The organism is Clostridioides sp. ES-S-0049-02 (assembly GCF_020658465.1).
Classification (GTDB): Bacteria; Bacillota; Clostridia; order Peptostreptococcales; family Peptostreptococcaceae; genus Clostridioides.
Genome location: NZ_JACVWG010000002.1, coordinates 280,201 through 304,418 on the forward strand (window position 1 = coordinate 280,201; position 24,218 = coordinate 304,418).

Genomic DNA, 24,218 nt, shown 5'->3' on the forward strand with positions numbered 1-24,218 from the left:
GTTAACAATAATATTTTATTATATATAGATACAAAGATATCATGCTTAATATAGATAGTATACAGGTATAAATATAATATATAATATTATGTAAATAAGTGTATATCAAACAAAAAATTAGAAAATTATAAGTATAAATATTACCAATAATTGTTAATAAATATTAATATACTGTATTTTGAAATTTAATAAATTGATAGATATCTGAGTAGGTATCTATACTATACATAAAGCCATATGTGAAAGTTATATGAATATATGGTAAATAAGAAAACTAAAATATGGAGGAATTATATGAGTCATAAAATATATATTGTAGAAGATGATATATCAATAAGTACATTACTTAAAGATTATATAGAGAAATATGGATTTGAAGTAATGGTTGAAGAAAACTTTGATAATATAATTACTACATTTGCAAATTTCAAGCCAGACTTAGTGCTTTTAGATGTAAATTTACCAAAATTTGATGGATTCTATTGGTGTAGATGTATTAGACAACAGTCAAACATTCCTATAATTTTTGTATCAGCTAGAGATAGTAATTTAGACCAGATTAGAGCTTTAGAAAGTGGAGCAGATGACTATATAACAAAGCCTTTTTATTATGATGTAGTAATGGCAAAGATAAAAAGTCAGATAAGAAGGGTATATGGTGAATATTCGCCTAAAATAGATGAGAGAATATTAGAACTAGATGGACTAAAATTTTATCCAGAAAGATTAGAGATAGAGTTAGAGGATAAGACTTTGGTTATCACCAAAAAAGAAGGAATATTACTTGAGTGTCTTATAAAAAAATACCCTAAAGTAGTAAGTAGAGATTATCTATTAGAAAAGATATGGGATGATATTGAGTTTGTAGAGGAAAATACTCTAAATGTAAATGTTAGCAGAATAAGAAAAAGATTTGAGGAGTTAGGTATAAATGATGCTGTTCAAACTGTACGAGGAGTAGGATATAAATTAAATAAAAATTGGTAAGGAGAAAATATGAAATTATTATTTAAAGATTGTAAAGGCTATATTTTTATATATTATTTAGGAATATCTATGACAATTATTTATTGTAGTCTTATGAAATTTATTAATGTAGAAGAAGCTTTGTATATCTTATTGTTTAGTACTTTTATATTATTATGTTTTTTGGTATATAAATATTATAAAAACAGAGAAGTATATACTATATTTACAAAAGGTATAAACTCCTTAGATGAATCCTTTTTATATTTAGGGAACTCTTTTTTCGGAGAAAACATATCAGTTATTTTAAAACAACAACATAGATTATATCAATCAATGATTCAAGAACATAAAAAAATACATAGTGAACACTTAACTTTTATCAACCAATGGATTCATCAAATGAAAACTCCAATATCAGTTATAAGTCTTCAACTTCAGGAATATGAAGGTGAAGAAGTTACTGAAAATATAAAAAAAGAGATAGATAGACTTAATAAAGGCTTAAACATGGCCATGTATTTCGCAAGAGTGGATGAATTTCAGAAAGATTTTGTGGTTGAAAAAGCTAATTTGAATGATATCATAGTAGATACTATAAATGAGGAAAAGAGATTATTCATAAAGAATGGTATAATTCCTAAAATACATATAGATAAATCTATTTATATTTATACAGATATAAAATGGATGAAATTTATAATAAATCAGTTAATTACAAATGGAGTTAAATATTCCAAAGATTACAGTAAAGATTTAATTATAAAATCTGAAGAAAATAATAAGTCTATAATTTTAAGTATAATAGACAAAGGTGTTGGAATTGTATCTAAAGATATAAAAAGAGTATTTGACCCATTTTTTACAGGAGAAAATGGACGTAAATTTGGAGAATCCACAGGTATGGGGCTCTATTTAGTAAAAAAAGTATGTGACAACTTAGGTCATAGGGTCAATATAAAATCAGAAGTTGGGAAAGGAACTGAAGTTTCAATAATATTCAGTAAAGATAATATAAACTAATAAGAGGCTATTTTAAGATGGATTAATATTGTATTTATAATTTAAATATCTTGTTAAAATTAATATGTCCATATATTTTAATGAGATTTATAATTATACAATCTAATTTTAAAATAGTTTATTTTTTGCAAACATTACATAGATGTAATGTTTGTGTAATGTTTGTAGATAGTGAAACTTTCTAATGTCAATTAAAATTAGTATAAGAAATGACATAAGAAAAGAAATTTTAAGAAGATTATATAGTAGGGAAAGGGTGTTTATCAATGAGTTTGGATATCATTTTTATATTAAAATCAATAATAATAGCTATAGTGGAGGGACTTACAGAATTTATTCCAGTATCATCTACAGGTCATATGATTTTGGTGGGAAGTTTGATAGATTTTAAAGGTCAATTTGCTGAAATGTTTGAAGTTGTAATACAACTTGGAGCTATCCTAGCAGTAGTAGTACTTTATTGGAAAAAAATAAAGAATAGTGTTATAGAGTTTTTTAAATTTATATTTACTGGAGGAAAGGAAGGAAAAATTGGATTTAAGTTTGGAATAAATGTTATTGTAGGTTGCATACCATTTGGAATTGTGGGAGTTATATTTTATGATAACATAAAAGCATTGTTTAATTTACAATCTGTAATTGTAGGGTTTATAGTTGGAGGAATTTTATTATTAGTTGTAGAAACTCTATTCAGAAAAAAGAAGCACTCAACAGATAATATAGATAAAATTACTCCAGTACAAGCTTTGAAGATTGGTGTATTACAAGTTTTATCTGCGTGGCCGGGAATGTCAAGAAGTGCATCCACTATTATGGGTGGATGGATAGCAGGGCTTAATTCTCCTACAGCAGCGGAATTTTCTTTTTTCTTAGCTATACCAGCAATGGTAGCTTCTTCAGGACTAGATTTATTTGAATTTGATTATTCAATAATGACACCAACTTTATGGATTGCTTTAATTGTTGGGTTTATAGTAGCTTTTCTTGTGTCTATAGTAGTTATGGAAAAGTTCGTAAATTTTTTAAAGAAAAAACCAATGAGAGTATTTGCTGTATATAGAATAGTGGCAGGTATAGTACTTGCTGTATTAGCTTTTACTAACATAATTAGTATATAAACTAAAATAAATTCAGTATTTATATAAAATTTCTTTAATTAATATGAGTAGTATTTAATATATACTGCATGTCATTTTATAACTTATAAAGGAGCTATAAATAATGAAAACTTTAATTGTGAGTAATTTGAGCAAGGTATATGGTAAAAAAATGATTTTTAATGCATTAAACAATATAAGTTTTAGTATAGATGATGGAGAATTTGTAGGAATTATGGGACCATCTGGAAGTGGAAAGACCACTCTTTTAAATATGATTTCTACTATAGATAAGCCAACTACAGGAAAAATAGAATTAAAAGGTAAAAATCCATTATCACTAAAAGGTGAAGAACTTGCATTATTTAGACGAAGAGAGTTGGGGTTTGTATTTCAAGATTTTAATCTATTGGATACTTTAACTATTGGCGAAAATATAGTATTGCCATTGACATTGGATAAGGTAAGTGTAAAAGAGCAAGATGAAAAGCTAAATGAAGTATCTAAAATTTTAGGTATAGAAGACTTATTAAATAAAAGAACTTTTGAAGTGTCTGGCGGTCAAGCTCAGAGAACTGCTATTGCTAGGGCCTTAATCAATAAACCATCAATACTTTTGGCAGATGAGCCAACAGGTAATTTAGATTCAAAGTCATCAAAGACTGTAATGGAACTATTTCAAAAGATAAATAAAGACAATAAAGTCACTACTATGATGGTAACTCATGACCCATTAGCAGCAAGCTATTGTAATCGTATTTTATTTATAAAGGATGGAGCTATATACAATGAAATATATAAGGAAAATAGTAGAGAACAATTTTATCAAGAAGTAATGGATGTGCTTACATTATTGGGAGGAGATAATTAATGAACATAAAACAATTTGCCATTAATAATATTTCAAGAAATATTAAAGCATATCTAGGATATTTAACAAGTATTGTTATATCCTCGTCACTACTTTTTTCTTTTATTATGTTTACAGGTCATCCAGATTTAGATATATCTCAATTTCCTGACTATTTAAAAGAAGGGCTTAAGATGAGTAAAATAATTGCATATTTGTTTTTATTCTTCTTTGTATTTTATTCAGTGAGTGTTTTTCTTAAAAGTAGATATAAAGAGTTTGGAATACTCTATATTACAGGTATATCAAAACGACAAGTAATGAAATTGGTTCTTATAGAAAATATAGTAATAAATATAGTATCTTCTTTAATTGGAATAATAGTAGGTTTAATTTTTTCAAAGGTATTTTTAGTAGTTATGTCTACCTTTTTAGAATTATCACCTCTAAACTTTTATATACCATTAAATGCAATGTTTTCCACTTTAATTTATTTTATGGTTTTAGCTATATTAACATCTATATTTACTTCTTTTATAATTAAAGAAAATCAAGTATTGAGGTTACTTAAAGGTACAAAAACTCCAAAACCAGAGCCTAAAACATCACTAATACTTGCTATATTAAGTATTTGCCTGTTTGTAATAGCATATTATAGTGCTGTTACATCAACTGACCAGTATACAACTTATTTACGATTAGTTCCAGTTACATCTCTTACTATAGTAGCAACTTATTTATTCTTTTCTCAATTTAGTGTGTACTTTATAAAAAAATTGAAGATGAAGAAAAGTTTTTATAGAAGAAATACAAATATGCTTTGGATTTCAAATTTAATTTATAAGGTAAAGGATAATGCTAGGATATTCTTTTTGATAACTATAACTTCTGCAGTGGCATTCACTGCTATAGGTACAGTTTACTCATTTTGGAAAGATGTAAAACGTCAAATTAATTTAATATACCCTAACACAATATATTATTCAACAATGACTCTGCATAATGACACTAATAAACCTGATAGTAAAAAGAAAGATAAGGAAAGAATGAGTTTTATAGAAAGTAAGTTAAAAAAAGAAGGTATAGATTATGAAAGAGTTAATGGTGAGTTTAAAACTGTATTTCCTAAGAAAAGTGATTTTAATGTAAGAATAATTAAAGAATCCAAGTACTTAGAAATTACGAAGAGTATAGGGGTTAAGCCTATAAATTTTGAAGATAATGAATGTATATCATTATTTTCATCAGGACTACCTGGTAATAAAAAGGTAAAAGAAAATGTCATTATAGGGAATATAAGCTTAAGAGTGGCAAAACAGGTAGAAGAATGTGTTATGCCAGCATATTATAAAAATATGTATGTGGTAAAGGATAATTTTTATGATAGTATAAAATCAAAATTTATAGTAGATAGATTCTCAGCATTTGAGGTAAAAGGTTCAAGTGAAACTATAGATGTATGTAAACAATTCGAAGATAAATTTGATAATGAGTCTGGAATGCAACCATATTTGTTTTTCTCCAAAGAATTAATGATAGAAACTGGTAAACTAACATATTCTACATTTATGTTTTTAGCAATATTTATAGGTTTAATTTTCTTTGTTACTACAAGCAGTTTCTTATATAATAAGTTTTATATGGATTGTCAAGTTGACAAGAAAAAGTATGAACAGTTAAATAAATTGGGGATGACATATAAGGAGATTAAGAGAGCTTCAACCATTGAGATTGGGATTGTGTTTTTGTTACCTTATGTAGTAGCTGTTATACATTCGATATTTGCACTTACTGCACTGAAAAATTCATTTGATATAGAGGTTGCGTCATCTGCGATTTTAGTAATGGGAAGCTTGTTTATAGTTCAAATAGTGTATTTCTTACTTGTAAGAAATAGTTATTTAAAAGAGATAAGATTAAATTTAGTCAATTTTTAATGGATATAATTAACTAATAACAAAAAGGTTTAAAATTAATTAATATTACTGAAATTATAAATGTTTATTTTTTCAGTAATATTTTTTATTGTATTAATTATTAAGATTCTATACGAATATGACATAATAAATGTCAAAATTATAAAAATATTCTACTTATATAAAGTATAAAGAGGTTATATGCACATATCTGTAGAAATAAATAATATAAAATATTAATTAATGTTATTAGGGGGTGTTATTTATTAGTAAATTAGCTAATGCATTGAGAATGATGATATTAATTCAAAGTAGAGGTAAAATGAAATGCAAAGAGTTAGCAGAAGAGTTGGAAGTAAGTGAAAGGCAAATAAAAAGTTACAAAGAATATTTGGAACAAGCAGGCATATTTGTAAACTCAACACCTGGAATTTATGGTGGTTATGAAATAGATAAATGTAATAGCCTTTCATACATTAGATTATTAGATAATGAAGTTTCAATTCTAGATATGATAAATTCACAACTAAAGTATAATAATGATATTTATAAAAATGAATTTAATAATATTGTAGACAAAATAAAAGCAGTATTAAATACAGGGGAAAAAAGCGATACATATATGGATTATTTCACAATACAAGCAAAATGTAATTGTGATTATGGATTTGAAAAAAAGAAATGCAATGAAATAACTAGAGCATATACAACAAAACGTAAAATTAAGATAAAATATTATTCTTTGAATTCTGGAAATAGTGAAAGAGTTGTACATCCATATGGTTTGTTTAACTATAAATCAGATACTTATATGGTAGCTTTTTGTGAAAAAAGACTTAAGTTTATAGATTTTAAATTATGTAGAATTAAAGATTATATTGTTTTAGACGAAAAATATATTGTAGATAGAAATTTCAATTGGAACGAATATAGTAAGAATAGTATAGATATTTACAAAGGAGAAGAAATTAATATAGCTATAAAAATTAAGCAACCATTTGCAACAATTATAAGGGAAAAGGTATGGGTTAATAATCAACAAATTAGTGATGTTGATGAAGAATCTATATTGTTTAAAGCTAAAATGAGAGGTTATGAGGAAATAAAAAGCTGGATTTTAAGTATGGGAGCTTATGTTGAAGTCATAGAACCTGAGAGACTGAAGAATGATATCTTATCTGAAATTGAAAAATTGAGAAAACTTTACTAATTTTTTTAATTAGTTTTATATTAAGACAGGTATAGTTCACGGTCTAGTGTTAATATAGTAGTTGAGAGAGATTTGTGTACGATTTATGTCTTTTAATCATGATAGTAGTTTTATATTAACTAAGTTGTATGTAAAGTGGATTGGAAAGTAGAAGAAGTTTCGAAGCTATTAGGTTTTATATTAACTAAATAATATCTAAATAAAACATACGTATTCTATAAATAATAATAAGAAAGCAATAAAAAAATGAGGTGAAATAAAATTTATGATAAGAAAATCAAATAACAAAGATATAGAAAAAATAATGGAAATATGGGAAGAAAGTACAATCAAAGCACATGATTTTATAAATAAAGATTATTGGAAAAATAACTACAATACTGTCAAAAACGAATATATGCCTATATCTGAAACTTTTGTATATGATGACGAAGAAGAAATAAAAGGATTTATAAGTATTATAGACAATGAATTTATAGGAGCATTGTTTATAAGTACAAATTATCAAAACTTAGGAATAGGAAGTAAACTTTTAGACTATGCACTTAAAGAATATAAAAATCTAAGTTTAGCAGTATATAAAGATAATAAAAAGGCAGTTGTATTTTATATCAAAAAAGGTTTTAATATAGTAAAAGAACAAATAAATGAAGATTCAGGATTTAAAGAATATATAATGGAATATAGTAAACAACTTTAGTATATTCACATTAGAATAGTAATAAAAGAATTTATTACTCGAATAGATGTATTTTTATAATAGTAAACTTTAAAATCATGAATTATATATGCTTGTAATTTAATCAATATTACAAAATATATAACTATGGGAGGATAAAATAATGAATAAAAGAGCATTTATGTATTATTTTAGAATAAGAGGATAGCGCACAAGTTGTGGCTATTTTACAAAAACCTATAACATAATCTTATATAAGATAGAAAAATATACCTTATATAAGTAGCCATAATTTCGTGCTGTTTAAATTGAATAGTAATACTAAAACTATTTATGATAAAGAATTATTTGAATCAAGACATGAAATATATAATTCTAAAGTATATGATAATTTAATAGAAGAAACAAAGTATGTAATGCATAACCACATTTTAGATGCTGGATGTGGAGAAGGATATTTCTTAAATAAATTATATGAAGATAAAAATATTAAATATAATTTCTCCTGCAAATTATAAGGAATTTACAAGGGCTTTAAATGATGATGGAATAATAGTAAAGATTGTCCAATAATCAAATTATTTAAAAGAAATAAGGAAAAGTATACAGGGAAATATAAAGAATAATGATTATAATAATAAAAACATTGTAGCTGGATTTAAAAAACACCTTGATGTAATTTATGAAAATAGAATCAATTATAAAACTGATATCAATATATTAAATTTAATGAACTTAGTTAAAATGACTCCTTTAACATCAACATCAGATGAAGAAGAGATTTTAAGGTTGATAGAGTCAGGGATATCTAATATAACAATTGATTTAAGAGTTATGGTCGGTACATTAAAGAGATAGAAAATAAAATTTGTCCAAAATTAATAAAAATTATATTACTAAAAATTGCTATGAAATTAGTTTAATAATATCTAATTTCATAGCAATTTTAATTACTATTAAAGTGTCTATGCAAAAAGCATTTAAATTATATCTCCAAATATGTCCACAAAAATTTCTATAATAATATTTAATAACATAGTATTCTTATTTGAAATTATTTTTAAAATATAAAATATTAAAGCTTAAAATATTCTCGTTGAGAAGAATCTATTTCAGAACCACAATTGCTACAACAATAAGACGTTGAAACATACCCAAATTCTTCAGTATTCTCATTAAACTCCATTTTTTTCTTTGCAATAATTCCTACTTTAGTTAAGCTAGAGCCACAATTATCACAGTTTTGAATTTTACAAATACTATACAATTTGTCAGTAGTTACATTCTCTATTAATTTATCACAATTACAACATTTAATAGAAGAAATCTCATTAGATACTTCAATCGGTTCAGCATCTTGAAAAGAAAATTTATATGTTATATCATTTGACACTCTATAGCCTGTATCAAAAATATTTGTATTACAATTTGGACACATATATTTTGGAATATATACATCTTTTTTTTCAAAAGTGTCCTTTTCAGTATTGCGATTTGAATCATCTAAAGAGGAGTTTTCACCTATGGTATATTTTTTATTTAAGTTTAAAAGGTAATTGTAAATCTTTTTATCTTTATTTTGTTTTGCTGTGTATAAAAAATGACTCATTATATCTGGATAGTCTTTATTTTTTGATGGCATATTTAAATCTATATAATTGTTTTCAATTGCAAAAGATAGTATATTGTAATAATCATATTTTACTGCAAAAAATAATAACATTTCATCAAAAACTTTATCTACTATCTTATCAGAAATACTTATCCAAAAATCTGGGGATTCTAGATAAACTTTTTTACTAAGTTCATCTAGTTCTTTATCTATGTTGTTTAATTGATTTTCATTAGTTTTCATATTGTCACTTCCTTGTTAATTTATTATATGAAATAAAATCTCATATAAAATATATCATATTATAATTTACAAGTATAGGGCAAATAGATTTGTTTATAAGTAAAATTTTATAAATAACCATTAAAACATAAAGGATTAGAAGCAAGTTTACTTATAAGTTGAATGTAAACCTATACAATATTTTAGGTTGACAAAAAAACAGCTTTCTTTTATACTAAAACAAAGCTTTAATAGAAGATTTGTATATGTACATATAAACTAAATTGAATAAGACATATGAAGGGAATTATGAAAATGAAAAATAATAGAGTAAATATTCAAGATTTAACTAAAATGTCAATATGTGTAGCATTATTATGTATATCATCATACATATATATACCATTACCATTTACACCAGCAGGAGTAACAGCACAAACAATAATGATAAATCTAATAGCTTTAATATTAACACCAAGACAAGCATTTAGTACAGTTGGTGTATACATAATGATAGGTTTAATTGGAATACCTGTATTTGGAGGAGGAGCATCTGGAATTGGTAAATTACTAAGTCCAACAGGTGGTTTTTATTTTGGATTTTTATTTGCAGCACTAATTATTAGCTTATTAAAAGGTAAAAATAATGATATTAAGAGATATATACCAATAACAATTTTTGTTGGTATGCCTATTATATATTTTATGGGAACAGTATTTATGTGTTACTTTAATCAAATGACGGTAGAAGCAGCACTTTTTGCAGCTGTTGTACCATTTTTAATTGGAGATACAATAAAAGCAATTATTGCATCTTTTTTAGGTGTTAAATTAAATAACGTACTAAAAAGAAATCTATGATGAAGAGAGGATATAATGTATGGAAGATGTTTTTATACTAGGAGGATTAAGAAGTCATATTGGTCTAAAAAATGGAATTTTTCAATGTGTTCAACCAGAATTACTAGGAGCAAAGGTTTTAAAACACCTAATTGAAAAGTATGAGATTGATAAGATTGATGAGATTATATGTGGAAATGCAGTTGGTACAGGAGGAAATATCACAAGATTAATGACTTTAACAGCGGGAATAGAAAGTGAAGTTCCTGCTTTTACTGTAGATATGCAATGTGCTTCTGCTATGATGAGCTTAGATATAGCATTTTCAAAGATTAAATCTGGGCAATGCGATTTAATTATTGCAGGAGGTTTTGAGAGTAGTTCTCTACAACCAATGCGTACATATCATAAAAACGATAGGAGATATAATATTAATAATCCAAGCTATGCAGTTGCTCAATTTTCTCCAGATAATAATAGTGAGAATAGTATGCTTGAAGGTGCAGAAAGAGTGGCAAAGTTATATAAAATTGAGAAAGCAGAATTAGATTATTGGGTGAAAGAAAGTCATAGAAGAGCAAAAAACACAAGAGAAGAAAAATTTCTTGAAGATATTATATTTCCTATAGATAGCAATACATATGATGAAGGTATACGTGATAAAATGAGCCAAAGATTATTAGATAGGATACCTTCAATTTTAGGAAAGGGAAGTATTACAAATGCAGCAAATGCATGTCTTATTAATGATGGGGCTTCATTTCTTATTCTGTGTTCTAAAAAATATTTAGAGAATACAAAAAAGAATCCAAAGGCTAAAGTTATCAATTCTTGTACAATAGGAACAGAGCCACAATTAAGTCCAACATCTGCTATAAAAGCTATGGAGAGGCTTTTGGATATAGAAAAGCTTAACTATATGGACATATCTGCTATTGAATTTAATGAAGCATTTGCAGTTATAGATGTTTTATTTCAAAGAAAATATCCAGAATTAATTGATAGATATAATATATTTGGAGGGGCTTTAGCATATGGTCATCCATATGGTGCTTCTGGTGCAATTATTGCGTTACATCTTTTAAAAGCACTTGAAAAGACTAATGGGAAGTATGGAATTTGCTCTATAGCAGCTGCTGGAGGATTGGGTTCTGCTTTATTGATTGAAAGGGTGTAGATTATGAATTACTATGAACTTTTAAAAGTAAAAAGAAACAACTATAAAGATAAAGATTTTTTGATTATAGATGGAGAAAAGTATACTTATGACAATATATTAAGAGATAGTGAGGAGATTGGGAGACAGATTTCTATAGGTGAAAATATTCCTGTTTTAATTTATTCTAAAAATATAAAGTTCCAATTAGTAAGTTTTTTAGGTGTTAACTATTCAAATAATGTTCCTATCATTTGTCATTATAATCTTTCTAAAATAGTATTAAGTGATATTTTAATAAAGAATAATATTTCAATTGTTATATCAGATGAGAATATAGATATAAATTATTTATCTAATGGTAGTTGCAATAGAATATTAAAGGTAGCTAATTCTTCTACAGAACATTATAGTATAAATGTATATCAATATAATAATATTTTAAACTATTTAGATAAAGAGATTTGTATGGGAGCTTTATCTTCAGGCTCTACAAATGTACCAAAAGTATTATATAGAACATATGAAAGCTGGGCTGGATTTTTTCCTATACAAAATGAAATTTTCCATATTTCTGAGGACTCTATTTTATTTATCAATGGAACACTTAGTTTTACAGGAAATCTAAATTCTATAATGTCAGCACTATATGAAGGTGGTAGTGTTGTAATAAATTCAGGTTTAAATTGTAAAACATGGATAAATGTAATAAAACAATATAATATAACTAATATATATCTTATACCTACAAAGCTTCAGTTACTGGTTAAATATTTAAGTGAGATAATAGTTAAAGTTAGAAGTGTTTTTACAGGTTCTCAATTGTTGTTTGAGGATACAGCAATAAAAATAAAAAAATATATGCCAGATTCTGAAATCATTTTATATTATGGAGCAAGTGAATTAAACTACATTACATATTTGTGTTATGATGAATTGATTGAGAAACCACTAAGTGTAGGTAAACCATTTCCAAAAATAGATGTATATATTAAGGATGGAATAATTTTTGTAAATACCAAATATGCAGTATATAATGCATCAGAGCCTTATTCTGTCAATGACATTGGATATTTTGATGATGATGGATATTTGATATTTGAAGGAAGAAGTGATGATGTTGTAAACATTGGTGGATTTAAAGTCAGTTCTATCAAACTTGAAAATATAGTAAAAAGAATTCCTCAAGTTGAAGATGCAGTTGCATTACCTTATTTAGATACTATAAGGGGAAGTCAAATTGCATTATTTGTAACAACCATAGGTAAGATTACAAAAAAGGATTTATTGATTAAGATTAGAAATTATTTAATTAGAAATGAAATTCCAAGAAAAATTATTTTTTTAGATTCATTACCATATACATCTTCTGAAAAGATAGATAGATTGGCACTATTAGAAATGTTAGAAGTATAATATTTAATAATTTTAGTGAACCAATATATTGATAAAAACATATTGTATATAGTAAAGGAGGCTTACAATATGTCAAATCAATACGATATAACTGTTATAGGCGGAGACCTGCGACAAGTGTACATGGTAAAAAAACTAATTAATAAAGGATATTCTGTAGTTATATATGGAATAGCAAATGAAATTATAAATGGAATCGCTGGAAAAGCAACTTCACTAGCTGAAGCACTATCCAAAAGTTCCATTATTTTATGTCCAATTCCATTTACAAAAAATCAATTTAGTATTGAAAATACTGATGGTTGTCTCGATGCTACTATTGATAACTTGTTAATTAACTTATCTCCTAATCAAATACTATTTGGAGGAAACATACCAACTAAAGTTTACAAATTTTGTGAGCAACACTCTATTCAGGTTTATGATTTTATGAAGATGAATGATGTTGCTATTTTAAATGCAGTTGCTACAGCTGAAGGAGCTATAGCAGAAGCGATTAAAAGAAGTCTAATCAATATGCACCAAAGTAACTGTCTAGTACTAGGCTTTGGAAGGTGTGCACAAATACTTGCTAAAAAATTATATGCTTTAGATGCAAATGTATGTGTTGGAGCAAGAAATAATGATGCAAGGAGTACGGCTAATGCATTTGGGTATTCTAGTATTTCTTTAAATCAACTTGATGAAAATCTTTTAAAGTTTGATTATATTTTTAATACCATACCAGAATGTATTTTAACAAAAGAAAAATTAGAAAAAGTATCAAGAGAAGTAACTATTATAGATATAGCTTCTTCTCCTGGTGGATTAGATTATTCTGTTACACAAAATTTAGGTATTAATGCAAATCTTTGTCTTGGGCTTCCTGGTAAATACTCACCAAAGACATCTGGTGAAATTCTTGTTAACGCTATAGAAAATATTATAAATGAAAGAAGGGATTAGAGATGAGACTTGAAGGACTTACAATTGGAGTAGGATTTACTGGTTCGTTTTGTACTTATGATAAAATATTTATAGAGTTAGAGAATTTGGTAAAAGCAGGAGCAAATGTACACACTATATTTTCAGATGTATCACAAAATATAGATTGTAGATTTGGAAATTCTGAGGAATTTATGAAAAAAGCATATGAACTGACAGGAAATAAACCTATTGTTACAATTGAAGAAGCAGAACCATTTGGACCTAAAGGAATTGCTGATATTATAATAATAGCCCCTTGTACTGGAAATACTGCTGCTAAGCTAGCAAATGGCATTACAGACTCTCCAGTATTGATGGCAGCAAAAGGTCATCTTCGCAATGATAAACCACTTGTAGTATCAATATCAACTAATGATGCTCTAAGTTTTAATTTCAAAAACATTGGAACTCTTCTTAACTCTAAAAACATATATTTTGTACCTTTTGGTCAAGATAATTGTAATGCAAAGCCTAATTCTATGATTGCACATACAGAGTTAATAATTCCAACAATAGAGCTTGCTCTTGATAATAAACAGTTACAACCTGTTATAAAAAGTCCACATCAATAGATTAATGATGTAATCTGATATACATGTATATTTAGTAATATTAACAAAGTCCAGCAATCTTATTTGCTGGACTTTAACTTGTAATATATTAAGTATATTTTATTTCACAGTATATAAAAATTATCAGTGTGTATATCTCTAATTATAATACATATTATAACTGTTTGCATATCTCAGAGTATTTAATTTACTCTTTAAGTCTTTATTTTCTTCTTAATGTATTTTTTTCTTTATAACTTTTATACAATACTATACTTGAAAAAAATCTTTTAATTTTTTCATTAAAAAATGAAAATACAAGTGTTAAAATAATAACGTTATCCTTAAGTATTGAGATGAATTTATTCACAATTTATATAAAAAATAAAGTAATATATAGTTAATCTAGATATTTGTAAAGCATATTATTATTAATATAAATAATATAATACTAAACAAAAAATAAAATGTTAAAAAAATAACTTGAAAATGCGAAGATAACATGCTATACTGTTAATAAATTAACAGAAAAAGAAGATTATACTATTCTAGGAGGGCATTGAAATGGCTAATAAAGAACAGATTATAATAGAAAATAAAAGGGGAGAAGAAGCTATGGCAGATAATGCATGCGTTGTAAATAATGTTGAAAATTTAGTTAAAAAATTAGCAAAAATTAGAGAAGCTCAAAGAATCTTTGCTACATACACTCAAGAGCAAGTAGATAAGATTTTTTTAGCAGCATCTTTAGCAGCTAATAAGCAAAGAGTTCCTCTAGCTATAATGGCACAAAAAGAAACTGGTATGGGAATTGCTGAGGATAAAGTTATAAAGAATCACTATGCATCAGAATATATATACAATGCATATAAAGAAACTAAAACTTGTGGTGTTATAGAGAGAGATGAAGCCTTTGGTATGACTAAAATAGCTGAGCCAATAGGAGTTGTTGCAGCAGTTATACCTACAACTAATCCAACTTCTACTGCTATATTTAAATCACTTTTAGCTCTAAAAACTAGAAATGGAATAATATTTTCTCCACATCCAAGAGCAAAAAATTCTACTATAGAGGCAGCAAAGGTAGTTCTTGAAGCTGCTGTTCTGGCTGGAGCTCCTGAAGGTATAATCGGATGGATTGATGAGCCATCTTTGGAATTAACTACGACTGTTATGAAGGAAGTTGACTTAACTCTTGCTACAGGAGGTCCTGGAATGGTTAAATCAGCATATTCATCTGGAAAACCAGCTATTGGAGTCGGTGCAGGTAATACACCAGCAATAATTGATGACAGCGCAGATATAAAAACTGCTGTAAATTCAATTCTTGTATCTAAGACATTCGATAATGGTATGATATGTGCTTCTGAACAATCAGTTATAGTATTGGAAAATATATATAATGAAGTTAAAAAAGAATTTAAAGAGCGTGGTGCTTACTTATTAAATAAAGAAGAAACAGAAAAATTAAGAAATGTAATTTTAGTAAATGGGGGATTAAACTCTAAAATCGTTGGTCAAACAGCTTGCACAATAGCAACATTAGCAGGTTTTGAAGTTCCAGTTGATGCTAAAGTTTTAATAGGTGAGGTTGAATCAGTTGAAATAGAAGAAGCTTTTGCTCATGAAAAACTTTCACCAGTACTTGCAATGTATAAAGCAAACAACTTTGATGATGCAGTTAGTAAAGCAGAAAAATTGGTAGAAGATGGAGGGTTTGGTCATACATCTTCATTATATATTGATGATGTAAATCAGAGAGAAAAGCTTGATAAATTTACTAAAGCTATGAAAACTTGTAGAATTTTAATTAATACTCCTTCTTCTCAAGGTGGTATAGGTGATTTATATAATTTTAAACTAGCTCCTTCTCTTACTTTAGGATGTGGTTCTTGGGGAGGAAATTCAGTATCTGAAAATGTAGGAGTTAAGCACTTACTTAATATTAAGACAGTAGCTGAGAGGAGAGAAAATATGCTTTGGTTTAGAGCACCAGAAAAAGTTTATTTTAAAAAAGGTTGTTTAGGAGTGGCGTTAAAAGAACTTAAAGATGTAATGAATAAAAAGAGAGCTTTTATTGTAACAGATACATTCCTTTACAATAATGGATATACTAAGACAGTTACTGACTTATTAGATGAAATGAACATCAAGCATACTACTTTCTTTGAAGTTGAACCAGACCCAACTTTAGAATGTGCTAAGATAGGTGCTAAAGCTATGAGAGAGTTTAATCCAGATGTAATAATATCTATAGGTGGAGGAAGTGCAATGGATGCAGGTAAGATAATGTGGACATTATATGAGCATCCAGAAGTAGATTTCCAAGACCTAGCAATGAGATTTATGGATATAAGAAAAAGAGTGTATGCGTTCCCTAAAATGGGTGAAAAAGCTAGTTTTGTAGCTATACCAACATCAGCAGGGACTGGTTCAGAAGTAACTCCATTTGCAGTTATAACTGACCAAGATACAGGTGTTAAATATCCATTAGCTGATTATGAGTTGATGCCAAATATGGCTATAGTTGATGCGGATATGATGATGAATATGCCAAAAGGATTAACTTCTGCTTCTGGTATTGATGCTTTGACTCATGCATTAGAAGCATATGTATCTATGCTTGCAACTGACTATACAAATGGTCTAGCTTTACAAGCTATTAAGAGCATATTTGAATATCTTCCACGTGCATACGATAATGGAGCAAAAGACTCAGAAGCAAGAGAAAAAATGGCAAATGCTTCTACAATGGCAGGAATGGCTTTTGCAAATGCATTTTTAGGTGTTTGTCACTCTATGGCTCACAAGTTAGGTGCTTTCCATCATGTACCACATGGTGTTGCAAATGCTCTTTTAATAACAGGTGTTATGAAATTTAATTCTTCTAATGCACCAAAGAAAATGGGAGCTTTCTCTCAATATAAGTATCCAGAGGCATTAAAGAGATACGCTGAAATAGCTTCATTCTTGGGATTAAAAGGAAATTCTGATGAAGAAAAATTCCAAAGTTTATTGATAGCTATTGAAGATTTAAAGAGTAAAGTTGGTATTCCTAAAACTATAAAAGAATTTGGTGTTGAGGAATCTAAATTTATAGATTCACTAGATGAAATGGTGATTCAAGCCTTTGATGACCAATGTACAGGTGCGAATCCAAGATATCCTCTTATGAATGAAATAAAAGAAATGTATTTAAATTCATATTATGGAAAATAAATTTACTATAAAACTTACTATAAAATAAATAAACTAAAATCCTGTATACATTAGATATATAATATCATTGTATATGGGATTTTTCATTTAAAAAAACATAAATAGTTTTGAAACTTTAATTCAAAATTCAATTAAATAATGTTATTATAATAATTAGAATGAATCTATATGTAATATTTGGGTATATTTGTATGTAAGATAAGTAATAAATTTGTATTAATAAAGATATAAATAGGGATATAAAGTGTTGACTAATTAAGGGAGGGGTAAGATGACTAAAAGAAATAAAAGTGTTACATTAATTATAATTCTTTTAATGGCATCATTATTTCTGATATTAGGATATCTATATATAGAAGATACAAGAAAACTTCTTATATCAGAGGCAGAAGTACATATAAAAGAAGTTGCGATACAAGGTTCTCAGTTAGCACAAAGACAAATTGAAAAAGATTTAGATATTTTAAATATTTTTTCAAGTTATTATACTTCAAATCCTAACATGTCTAATGAAGAAAAAATAAAAAAGCTTTTAGATGAAATGGAAAACCAAAAATTTTATACTATGGCAATTGTTGATATAAATGGGAATGCAGAAAATACTAAGGGTAATAAGTTTTCTGTTAAGGATAGAGAATTCTTCAAAAATTCAATTAATGGTAAAAAGTATGTTTCAAGCCCATATATTGATGAAGTAAATAAGTCTGTAAAAAAGATTACTATCTCAGTACCAATATTAAATAATGATAAAGTAGTTGGAGTTTTGTATTGTACTTATGATGTCAATACTCTAATGAAACTTATAAATGTATCTTTTTATGAAAATAATAGTATATCTTATGTTGTAAAAAATAATGGGACAGTTATACTTCATCCTCAACAAGATAGATTATCAAGAAATATTTATGAATTGTTAAAGCAGGATAATGATATTAAAGATGTAAATCAATTAAAAAAACAATTAGAAGAAAATAAAACAGGTGCTGCAATCTTAAATATGTCAGGAGAAAGACGATACCTAGGATATGCTACTATGGATAATGGAAAGAAAAAAGATAATTATATAAAGGATTGGAACTTGATTTTTTCAATTCCAGAAAATGTTATATTCCGTAATTCTGAGCAAATTATTAAGAGAGCTGTATATGCAGTATTATTGATTATATTTGTGTTTATTGCAATTATTTTCTATATAATGTACATAAAAAAATCTAATGAAAAAGAAATATTAAGTTTAGCATATGAAGATAGAGTTACACATATAGGAAATCAAAATAAATTTTATAGAGAATGTAGTAAGTATCTTTTAAATAAACCATCTTTAAATTATATTATAGTATATTTTGATATTGATAATTTTAAAATGATTAATGATACTTTTGGATATGAATTTGGTGATAATCTATTAATTACTATAGCAAGTGCTTTAAAAGAGGAACTAACAGAAGGTGAAATATATGCACGGCTTTCAAGTGACTATTTTGCTATTTTTTGTGAATACAAAAATGGAAGAAATAAAATTATAAAAAAAATTGATAGTATACGAAGTAATATTGAAAATAATCTAAATACAGTATTTGAAATTTCTCTTTGTGTGGGTATTTACTTCGTAGAAGAAGGAGAAGTAGATGCTCAAAAGGCTGTAAATAAAGCTAATATGGCAAGGTCTATTGCCAAAGGTAAAAATATAAACTATGCTATTTATAATGAAGATGTTAGAAATAAGCTTAGTGAGGAATCTATAATTTTAGATGATATAAAGACAGCATTAGTAAAGAATCAATTTGAAGTTTATTATCAACCTAAGTTTTCACTTGTAAATGGTGAGATGATAGGAAGTGAAGCACTGATAAGATGGAATCATCCTGAACATGGGTTTATAAGTCCAGCTATATTTATTCCAATAGCAGAAAAAAGTCAATTGATTTTAAAAATAGGTAGATTTGTATTTGAAAGAGTTTGTAGCGATTTATCTAAATGGGAAAAACAAGGGAAAAAATTAGTACCAGTTTCAGTAAACCTATCTAGAGTTGAGTTATATCAACCAGATATTGTAAAATTTATCAATAGTACTATCCAAACATATAACATACATTCAAATTTAATTGAATTAGAGATAACAGAAACTGTAGTTATTAATGAATTAAATATACTAAAAAGTGTTTTAAATGAATTAAGGAAGCATGGATTTTCAATTTCTATGGATGATTTTGGAACAGGTTATTCTTCTATTAGTTGTCTAAGGGACATGCCAATTGATGTATTAAAATTAGATAAGTCTTTTCTTAATGGTATTGAAAATGATGAGAAAAGTCGTAATATAGCAAAGTCTATAGTATCTCTAGCAAAATCATTAGATTTAATTGTAATTATAGAAGGCGTTGAGAGTAAGAAACAGGCTGAGTTAATGAAGCAATTTGGATGTGATTTAGTTCAGGGGTTTTATTTTGCAAGACCAATGCCAGTTCAAAATTTTATGAAATTACTTTAAAAATAAAATTTATTTTTTCATATAAAACACTATTATATATGCTTGGATTTAATAAATGCTTGCTAGATAATTAGTGTTTTTATTTTGTAAGATTCAGATATGAGGAAAGTAATTATCTTTTATAAAAATCTGTTAAAAATAAATTATTTTGGATATAAATATGTTATTAACAAAAGAATAGTACTATAATGTATAGATGATAAAAAACTTAAATAAAAATTTAATGATAGGAGTTGTTTGAGTATGATAGATATAAGCATTGATAAAAAACTTAAGGACAAATGGCCTGATGCAAAATTAGGATGTATCCAAGCAAAAGTAGTAGTAAATAAAAGCTCAGAAAAGTTAATAAATGGGATAAATGAGTTTTGTGATATTTTGAATCAAAAGCTAGAAATTGAAGATATTACGAAATTGGATAAGATTAAAGATGCAAGAGATGCATATAAAGAACTTGGTAAAAATCCAAGTAGATATAGAACGTCTTCAGAAGCATTAGTTAGAAGAATTGTTCAAGGTAAGGGTCTATATACAATAAATAATATAGTTGAAATAAATAATCTAATATCTATAAAATCATTATATCCAGTTGGTACATATAATGTAAGTAAACTACATCCACCAATATGTTTTACTGTAGGTGATGAAGGCGAGCAGTATAAAGGTATTGGAAAAGAGTTGATAAATATAGAAAATCTACCTATATTATCTGATTCATTAGGTAAATTTGGAAGCCCAACTAGTGATTCCGAGAGAGCTATGATAACAACAGATGCAATTGAAATACTAATTTGTATATTTTCATTTAGTTCGGAATCAGATATTGAAGAGTACTTTGGATACGCTAAGGATTTACTTAAAGAGTATGCAGATGGAAAGGATATAGAAACTAAAATAATTAAATAATAATTATATAAAATGTATATAACAACGTTATGTTAAGTTGGAGACTAATATATAAGAATGAATCAAAAAAGGAAACTAACAAGATATTAGTTTCTTTTTTTGGAAATAGTAGTTTAATGTAACAAAAATAGACAGATAGCCACACTGATGCTTAAAAGTATGGTAATATATTATTATAGCAGAGGTTATATTTAAGGGATTTTGAAAGGGGGAATTGACAATAATCATTTTATCTGAAATATAAATTGATATCATGTAAATAACTCTATCTTTAAAAATATAAATTAATAATATAATAGTTTGGGTATATAGAAGAAACAAGGTTTTTTAAAACTAGTAAAGTACATAGGTAATTATAATGAAGAAAGGATTTAGTTATGATTGAAGGAAAAGAGGCAAAACAAGAAAGTGGGCAAAAAAATCTAAAAGTTAAGATAGCTATAGTAGTAGGTGTTTTGATTGTAGCTTATATAGGGATGGCAATCTTTTTTAGAAATCATTTTTACTTTGGTACAACTATTAATGGTGTGAAAGCTTCAGGAAAGACAGTTGAACAAGTAAATGATTTATTAACATCAAGTACTAATTCTTATACTTTAAGTCTAGAGGAAAGAAACAATAAAAAAGAACAAATAAAAGCAAAAGATATAGATTTAAAGTTTACACCAGATGATAAGGTTCAAAAAATAAAAGATAGCCAAAGTGCGTTTGGATGGATTGGTGGAATATTTAAATCTAAAGAGTATAATAATATGGTAACTCTTTCATATGATAAAGATTTACTAGAAAAAGGGTTTAATGCTTTATCTTGTTTTGATAGTAAAAATGTTGTAGAGCCTAAGAGTGCATACCCTAAGTATGATAGCAGTAAAAATGCTTATGTTATAGTACCAGAAGTACTTGGAAACAAAGTAAAAAAAGATGATTTTTATAAATTAGTAAAAAAATCAATTAATTCTGGTGTTACTTCTGTTTCTTTAGAGGAGAGTAAATTATATGAAGTTCCAAACAATACAAAGGATTCAGAAAAGTTAAAAGAGGCTATTAAGACATTAGATAAATATGTCAGTGTAGTTGTTACATATGATTTTAGTGACCGTAAGGAAACTTTAGATGGTTCTGAGATTAATAAGTGGTTAAAGGTAGACTCAGAAAAAAATTATGACATAACTTTCGATAATGATGTGATGGTAGAGTATACAAGAGGATTAAGCAAAAAATATAGTACTTTTGGAGATTCAAGACCATTTAAAACTGCAACTGGCAAAGAGATTACTATTTCAGGTGGAATTTATGGATGGTTGATAGATAAAAAGAAAGAAGCAGAAGCTTTAGTTGATGTTGTAAAAGCTGGAAAAAATGTTACAAGAGAACCTATCTACATACAAAAAGCTGTATCTCGTAATAAAGATGATATTGGTAATACATATGTTGAGATTAGTCTTTCTGACCAACACATGTGGTTCTTTAAGAATGGAGAAATGCTTGTATCAACAGATGTTGTAACAGGCGATTTAGGTAGAGGATTTGCTACCCCATCAGGGATATATCCTCTTAACTATAAAGCTAGAAATGTTTCTTTAACTGGTCAAGGCTATAGTTCACCTGTAAGTTATTGGCTTCCATTTAATGGAAATATAGGAATTCATGATGCTACTTGGAGAGGTTCTTTTGGTGGAGGTATATATAGATCTTCAGGTTCACATGGATGTGTAAACACACCTTTTTCTAAGGCAAAGAAAATCTATGAAAATATAGAACCAGGTACACCAATTATTTTATACTAGTAAAAATATTGTTTATAACGATTAAGTGAAGTCATCTTAGTTTTTTTAGATGGCTTCTTTTTTATATAGAAAGGAATGTATATAATGAATGAAAAATTAATTAAAATTTTAGATGAAGCAAAGAACGATTCAGAGTTTAAGAAAGAGATTATGGAAACAAGAAAACAACGTGATGTTATGGATTCATTTTGTAAAGTAGTTACATCTAGAGGATATGATATAACGATAGGTGAACTTTTTTCTATAGGAGAAGAATATACATCCAATCTTTTAAAAAGCGTAAATGGAGGAGCTGCATATCCTATTGAAGGTTGGAGTGATTGGTTCGAGGATTTTTTCATCATGTTGGCGAATATATAATATATAAACTAATTAGTGGTATTACTTATTTAAAGTTAAGATAATGATTGAGGGACTAAAGTATTTAAAAATAAGTGTAAATTTTATCAATCTTAAAAAAGGATTAACTTATATCTAATAAATTTAGAAAAAATTAAACTAAAATAAGCTGACAAAAATCGATATGAGCTGATGATTTATAAAAGTTAGATGAAAAAATATAAGATATTTCTAAAAATTCAAAAAAAACAATAAGTTTTATCATTCTATGTGTTGAAAAAAAAGATAAAAATAATTTATATGGAATAAATAAAGTTATATGTAAAAAAAAATTGAAATAAAAATTGAAAATGTCGATAAACCGTTAATTTCAAAACAAAATAACGCTATTGACAAACCATATTGCTTTAAATTATAATTATTGAAAATAATGATATTTAAAAATCATACTCATGTCATAGTCTAAAAGTAAGTCAAAAAAGAATGTAAGTCTAAGCAAGTACTACTCTAAAATATGTTTTATTAAAAAATAAATGTTGAAAAAAATTAATTATTATATAAAAATGCTGTTTATACTTTAACAATGAGGTAGTAATCTAATTAGAATAAAAAACTCTAATTAGTTATATACATAGTAAAAAGGTAAGAGAGGTGATTTGGATGGCTTTTGAAATAATAAAAAGCATTGTTGAGGCAGAGCAGACAGCAGACAGTATTAAAGTAAAAGCTGTTACTGATGCAGAGTCTATCAGAGCTGATGCTGTAAACGAATGTGAAAGCATCTTGACTGATGTAAAAAAGCAAGCAAAGCTTATGGAAGAAACTCTTGTTGAGAAGGCAGTCACCGACAGTAAAGCAGAGGTTGATAAAATCTTGGCAGATGCTAAAAGTGAATGTCTGAAAATTGAAAAAACTGCGACAGAAAGACGAAGTAAGGCAATCGAAGCGGTTATTGGAAAGGTAGTGAGATAA

At 26.8% G+C, this 24,218-nt stretch carries 21 protein-coding genes; 20 read left to right on the forward strand and 1 reads right to left on the reverse strand.

Annotation, left to right across the window (positions count from 1 at the left end; translation table 11 throughout):
* Positions 1-294 precede the first annotated feature (294 nt).
* The 9 genes from IC213_RS07505 (at position 295) to IC213_RS20975 (ending at position 8,599) form a co-directional block, all read left to right on the forward strand.
* A complete protein-coding gene (locus IC213_RS07505; RefSeq protein WP_227433938.1) occupies positions 295-987 on the forward strand; it encodes a response regulator transcription factor in 693 nt (230 codons plus the stop codon).
* Positions 988-996: 9 nt separating this feature from the next.
* A complete protein-coding gene (locus tag IC213_RS07510) occupies positions 997-1,989 on the forward strand; it encodes a sensor histidine kinase (RefSeq protein ID WP_227862944.1) in 993 nt (330 codons plus the stop codon).
* Positions 1,990-2,255: 266 nt separating this feature from the next.
* Positions 2,256-3,107: an undecaprenyl-diphosphate phosphatase gene (locus tag IC213_RS07515; RefSeq protein ID WP_227433940.1), complete on the forward strand. Its 852-nt coding sequence runs from the start codon at positions 2,256-2,258 to the stop codon at positions 3,105-3,107.
* Between the two features lie 103 nt (positions 3,108-3,210).
* On the forward strand, positions 3,211-3,957 hold the full coding sequence (locus IC213_RS07520; RefSeq protein ID WP_227433941.1) for an ABC transporter ATP-binding protein: 747 nt from the start codon (positions 3,211-3,213) through the stop codon (positions 3,955-3,957).
* A complete protein-coding gene (locus IC213_RS07525; RefSeq protein WP_227851197.1) occupies positions 3,957-5,873 on the forward strand; it encodes an ABC transporter permease in 1,917 nt (638 codons plus the stop codon). The genes IC213_RS07520 and IC213_RS07525 overlap by 1 nt, the downstream gene beginning before the upstream one ends.
* A 235-nt stretch (positions 5,874-6,108) precedes the next feature.
* Positions 6,109-7,062, forward strand: coding sequence for a WYL domain-containing protein (locus IC213_RS07530; protein ID WP_227862945.1), 954 nt, complete (start codon positions 6,109-6,111; stop codon positions 7,060-7,062).
* A gap of 265 nt (positions 7,063-7,327) precedes the next feature.
* A complete protein-coding gene (locus tag IC213_RS07535) occupies positions 7,328-7,762 on the forward strand; it encodes an N-acetyltransferase (RefSeq protein ID WP_227824359.1) in 435 nt (144 codons plus the stop codon).
* A gap of 287 nt (positions 7,763-8,049) precedes the next feature.
* Positions 8,050-8,259: a hypothetical protein gene (locus IC213_RS07540; protein WP_227851189.1), complete on the forward strand. Its 210-nt coding sequence runs from the start codon at positions 8,050-8,052 to the stop codon at positions 8,257-8,259.
* Between the two features lie 211 nt (positions 8,260-8,470).
* Positions 8,471-8,599: a hypothetical protein gene (locus IC213_RS20975; protein ID WP_255613285.1), complete on the forward strand. Its 129-nt coding sequence runs from the start codon at positions 8,471-8,473 to the stop codon at positions 8,597-8,599.
* Between the two features lie 217 nt (positions 8,600-8,816).
* Here IC213_RS20975 and IC213_RS07545 read toward each other — a convergent pair whose 3' ends face one another.
* Complete coding sequence (locus IC213_RS07545) at positions 8,817-9,596, reverse strand: hypothetical protein (protein ID WP_227824358.1); 780 nt, start codon at positions 9,594-9,596, stop codon at positions 8,817-8,819.
* Between the two features lie 294 nt (positions 9,597-9,890).
* On the opposite strand from IC213_RS07545, the gene IC213_RS07550 reads away from it, so the two are divergent.
* The 11 genes from IC213_RS07550 to IC213_RS07600 all read left to right on the forward strand — a co-directional run bounded on the left by IC213_RS07550 (position 9,891) and on the right by IC213_RS07600 (position 24,218).
* Positions 9,891-10,436, forward strand: coding sequence for a biotin transporter BioY (locus tag IC213_RS07550; protein WP_227433954.1), 546 nt, complete (start codon positions 9,891-9,893; stop codon positions 10,434-10,436).
* Positions 10,437-10,455: 19 nt separating this feature from the next.
* Complete coding sequence (locus IC213_RS07555) at positions 10,456-11,592, forward strand: thiolase family protein (RefSeq protein WP_227482026.1); 1,137 nt, start codon at positions 10,456-10,458, stop codon at positions 11,590-11,592.
* A gap of 3 nt (positions 11,593-11,595) precedes the next feature.
* A complete protein-coding gene (locus IC213_RS07560; protein WP_227824357.1) occupies positions 11,596-12,987 on the forward strand; it encodes an AMP-binding protein in 1,392 nt (463 codons plus the stop codon).
* Between the two features lie 69 nt (positions 12,988-13,056).
* Entirely contained in the window at positions 13,057-13,932 is an 876-nt protein-coding gene (dpsA, locus tag IC213_RS07565; RefSeq protein WP_227482028.1) for a dipicolinate synthase subunit DpsA, read from the forward strand.
* A gap of 2 nt (positions 13,933-13,934) precedes the next feature.
* The gene (locus tag IC213_RS07570) at positions 13,935-14,525 is read left to right on the forward strand and encodes a dipicolinate synthase subunit B (RefSeq protein ID WP_227433958.1); all 591 of its coding nucleotides are present in this window, start codon (positions 13,935-13,937) and stop codon (positions 14,523-14,525) included.
* Between the two features lie 594 nt (positions 14,526-15,119).
* Entirely contained in the window at positions 15,120-17,723 is a 2,604-nt protein-coding gene (gene adhE / locus IC213_RS07575; RefSeq protein ID WP_227824608.1) for a bifunctional acetaldehyde-CoA/alcohol dehydrogenase, read from the forward strand.
* 271 nt (positions 17,724-17,994) lie between these two features.
* Positions 17,995-20,214 (forward strand): EAL domain-containing protein, encoded by a 2,220-nt coding sequence (locus IC213_RS07580; RefSeq protein ID WP_227824356.1) that lies wholly within the window; start codon positions 17,995-17,997, stop codon positions 20,212-20,214.
* Positions 20,215-20,457: 243 nt separating this feature from the next.
* Positions 20,458-21,120 (forward strand): B3/4 domain-containing protein, encoded by a 663-nt coding sequence (locus tag IC213_RS07585; RefSeq protein WP_227433960.1) that lies wholly within the window; start codon positions 20,458-20,460, stop codon positions 21,118-21,120.
* A 377-nt stretch (positions 21,121-21,497) separates the two neighbouring features.
* Positions 21,498-22,907, forward strand: coding sequence for a L,D-transpeptidase family protein (locus tag IC213_RS07590; protein WP_227433961.1), 1,410 nt, complete (start codon positions 21,498-21,500; stop codon positions 22,905-22,907).
* 84 nt (positions 22,908-22,991) lie between these two features.
* Positions 22,992-23,267 (forward strand): Nif11-like leader peptide family natural product precursor, encoded by a 276-nt coding sequence (locus IC213_RS07595; protein WP_227860586.1) that lies wholly within the window; start codon positions 22,992-22,994, stop codon positions 23,265-23,267.
* Between the two features lie 639 nt (positions 23,268-23,906).
* Entirely contained in the window at positions 23,907-24,218 is a 312-nt protein-coding gene (locus tag IC213_RS07600; protein WP_227433997.1) for a hypothetical protein, read from the forward strand.

Coding starts and splice junctions, on each gene's coding strand:
- IC213_RS07505 (WP_227433938.1), top strand. CDS start 295: ATGAGTCATAAAATATATATTGTAGAAGATGATATATCAATAAGTACA.
- IC213_RS07510 (WP_227862944.1), top strand. CDS start 997: ATGAAATTATTATTTAAAGATTGTAAAGGCTATATTTTTATATATTAT.
- IC213_RS07515 (WP_227433940.1), top strand. CDS start 2,256: ATGAGTTTGGATATCATTTTTATATTAAAATCAATAATAATAGCTATA.
- IC213_RS07520 (WP_227433941.1), top strand. CDS start 3,211: ATGAAAACTTTAATTGTGAGTAATTTGAGCAAGGTATATGGTAAAAAA.
- IC213_RS07525 (WP_227851197.1), top strand. CDS start 3,957: ATGAACATAAAACAATTTGCCATTAATAATATTTCAAGAAATATTAAA.
- IC213_RS07535 (WP_227824359.1), top strand. CDS start 7,328: ATGATAAGAAAATCAAATAACAAAGATATAGAAAAAATAATGGAAATA.
- IC213_RS20975 (WP_255613285.1), top strand. CDS start 8,471: ATGAACTTAGTTAAAATGACTCCTTTAACATCAACATCAGATGAAGAA.
- IC213_RS07545 (WP_227824358.1), bottom strand. CDS start 9,596: ATGAAAACTAATGAAAATCAATTAAACAACATAGATAAAGAACTAGAT.
- IC213_RS07550 (WP_227433954.1), top strand. CDS start 9,891: ATGAAAAATAATAGAGTAAATATTCAAGATTTAACTAAAATGTCAATA.
- IC213_RS07555 (WP_227482026.1), top strand. CDS start 10,456: ATGGAAGATGTTTTTATACTAGGAGGATTAAGAAGTCATATTGGTCTA.
- IC213_RS07560 (WP_227824357.1), top strand. CDS start 11,596: ATGAATTACTATGAACTTTTAAAAGTAAAAAGAAACAACTATAAAGAT.
- dpsA (WP_227482028.1), top strand. CDS start 13,057: ATGTCAAATCAATACGATATAACTGTTATAGGCGGAGACCTGCGACAA.
- IC213_RS07570 (WP_227433958.1), top strand. CDS start 13,935: ATGAGACTTGAAGGACTTACAATTGGAGTAGGATTTACTGGTTCGTTT.
- adhE (WP_227824608.1), top strand. CDS start 15,120: ATGGCAGATAATGCATGCGTTGTAAATAATGTTGAAAATTTAGTTAAA.
- IC213_RS07580 (WP_227824356.1), top strand. CDS start 17,995: ATGACTAAAAGAAATAAAAGTGTTACATTAATTATAATTCTTTTAATG.
- IC213_RS07585 (WP_227433960.1), top strand. CDS start 20,458: ATGATAGATATAAGCATTGATAAAAAACTTAAGGACAAATGGCCTGAT.
- IC213_RS07590 (WP_227433961.1), top strand. CDS start 21,498: ATGATTGAAGGAAAAGAGGCAAAACAAGAAAGTGGGCAAAAAAATCTA.
- IC213_RS07595 (WP_227860586.1), top strand. CDS start 22,992: ATGAATGAAAAATTAATTAAAATTTTAGATGAAGCAAAGAACGATTCA.
- IC213_RS07600 (WP_227433997.1), top strand. CDS start 23,907: ATGGCTTTTGAAATAATAAAAAGCATTGTTGAGGCAGAGCAGACAGCA.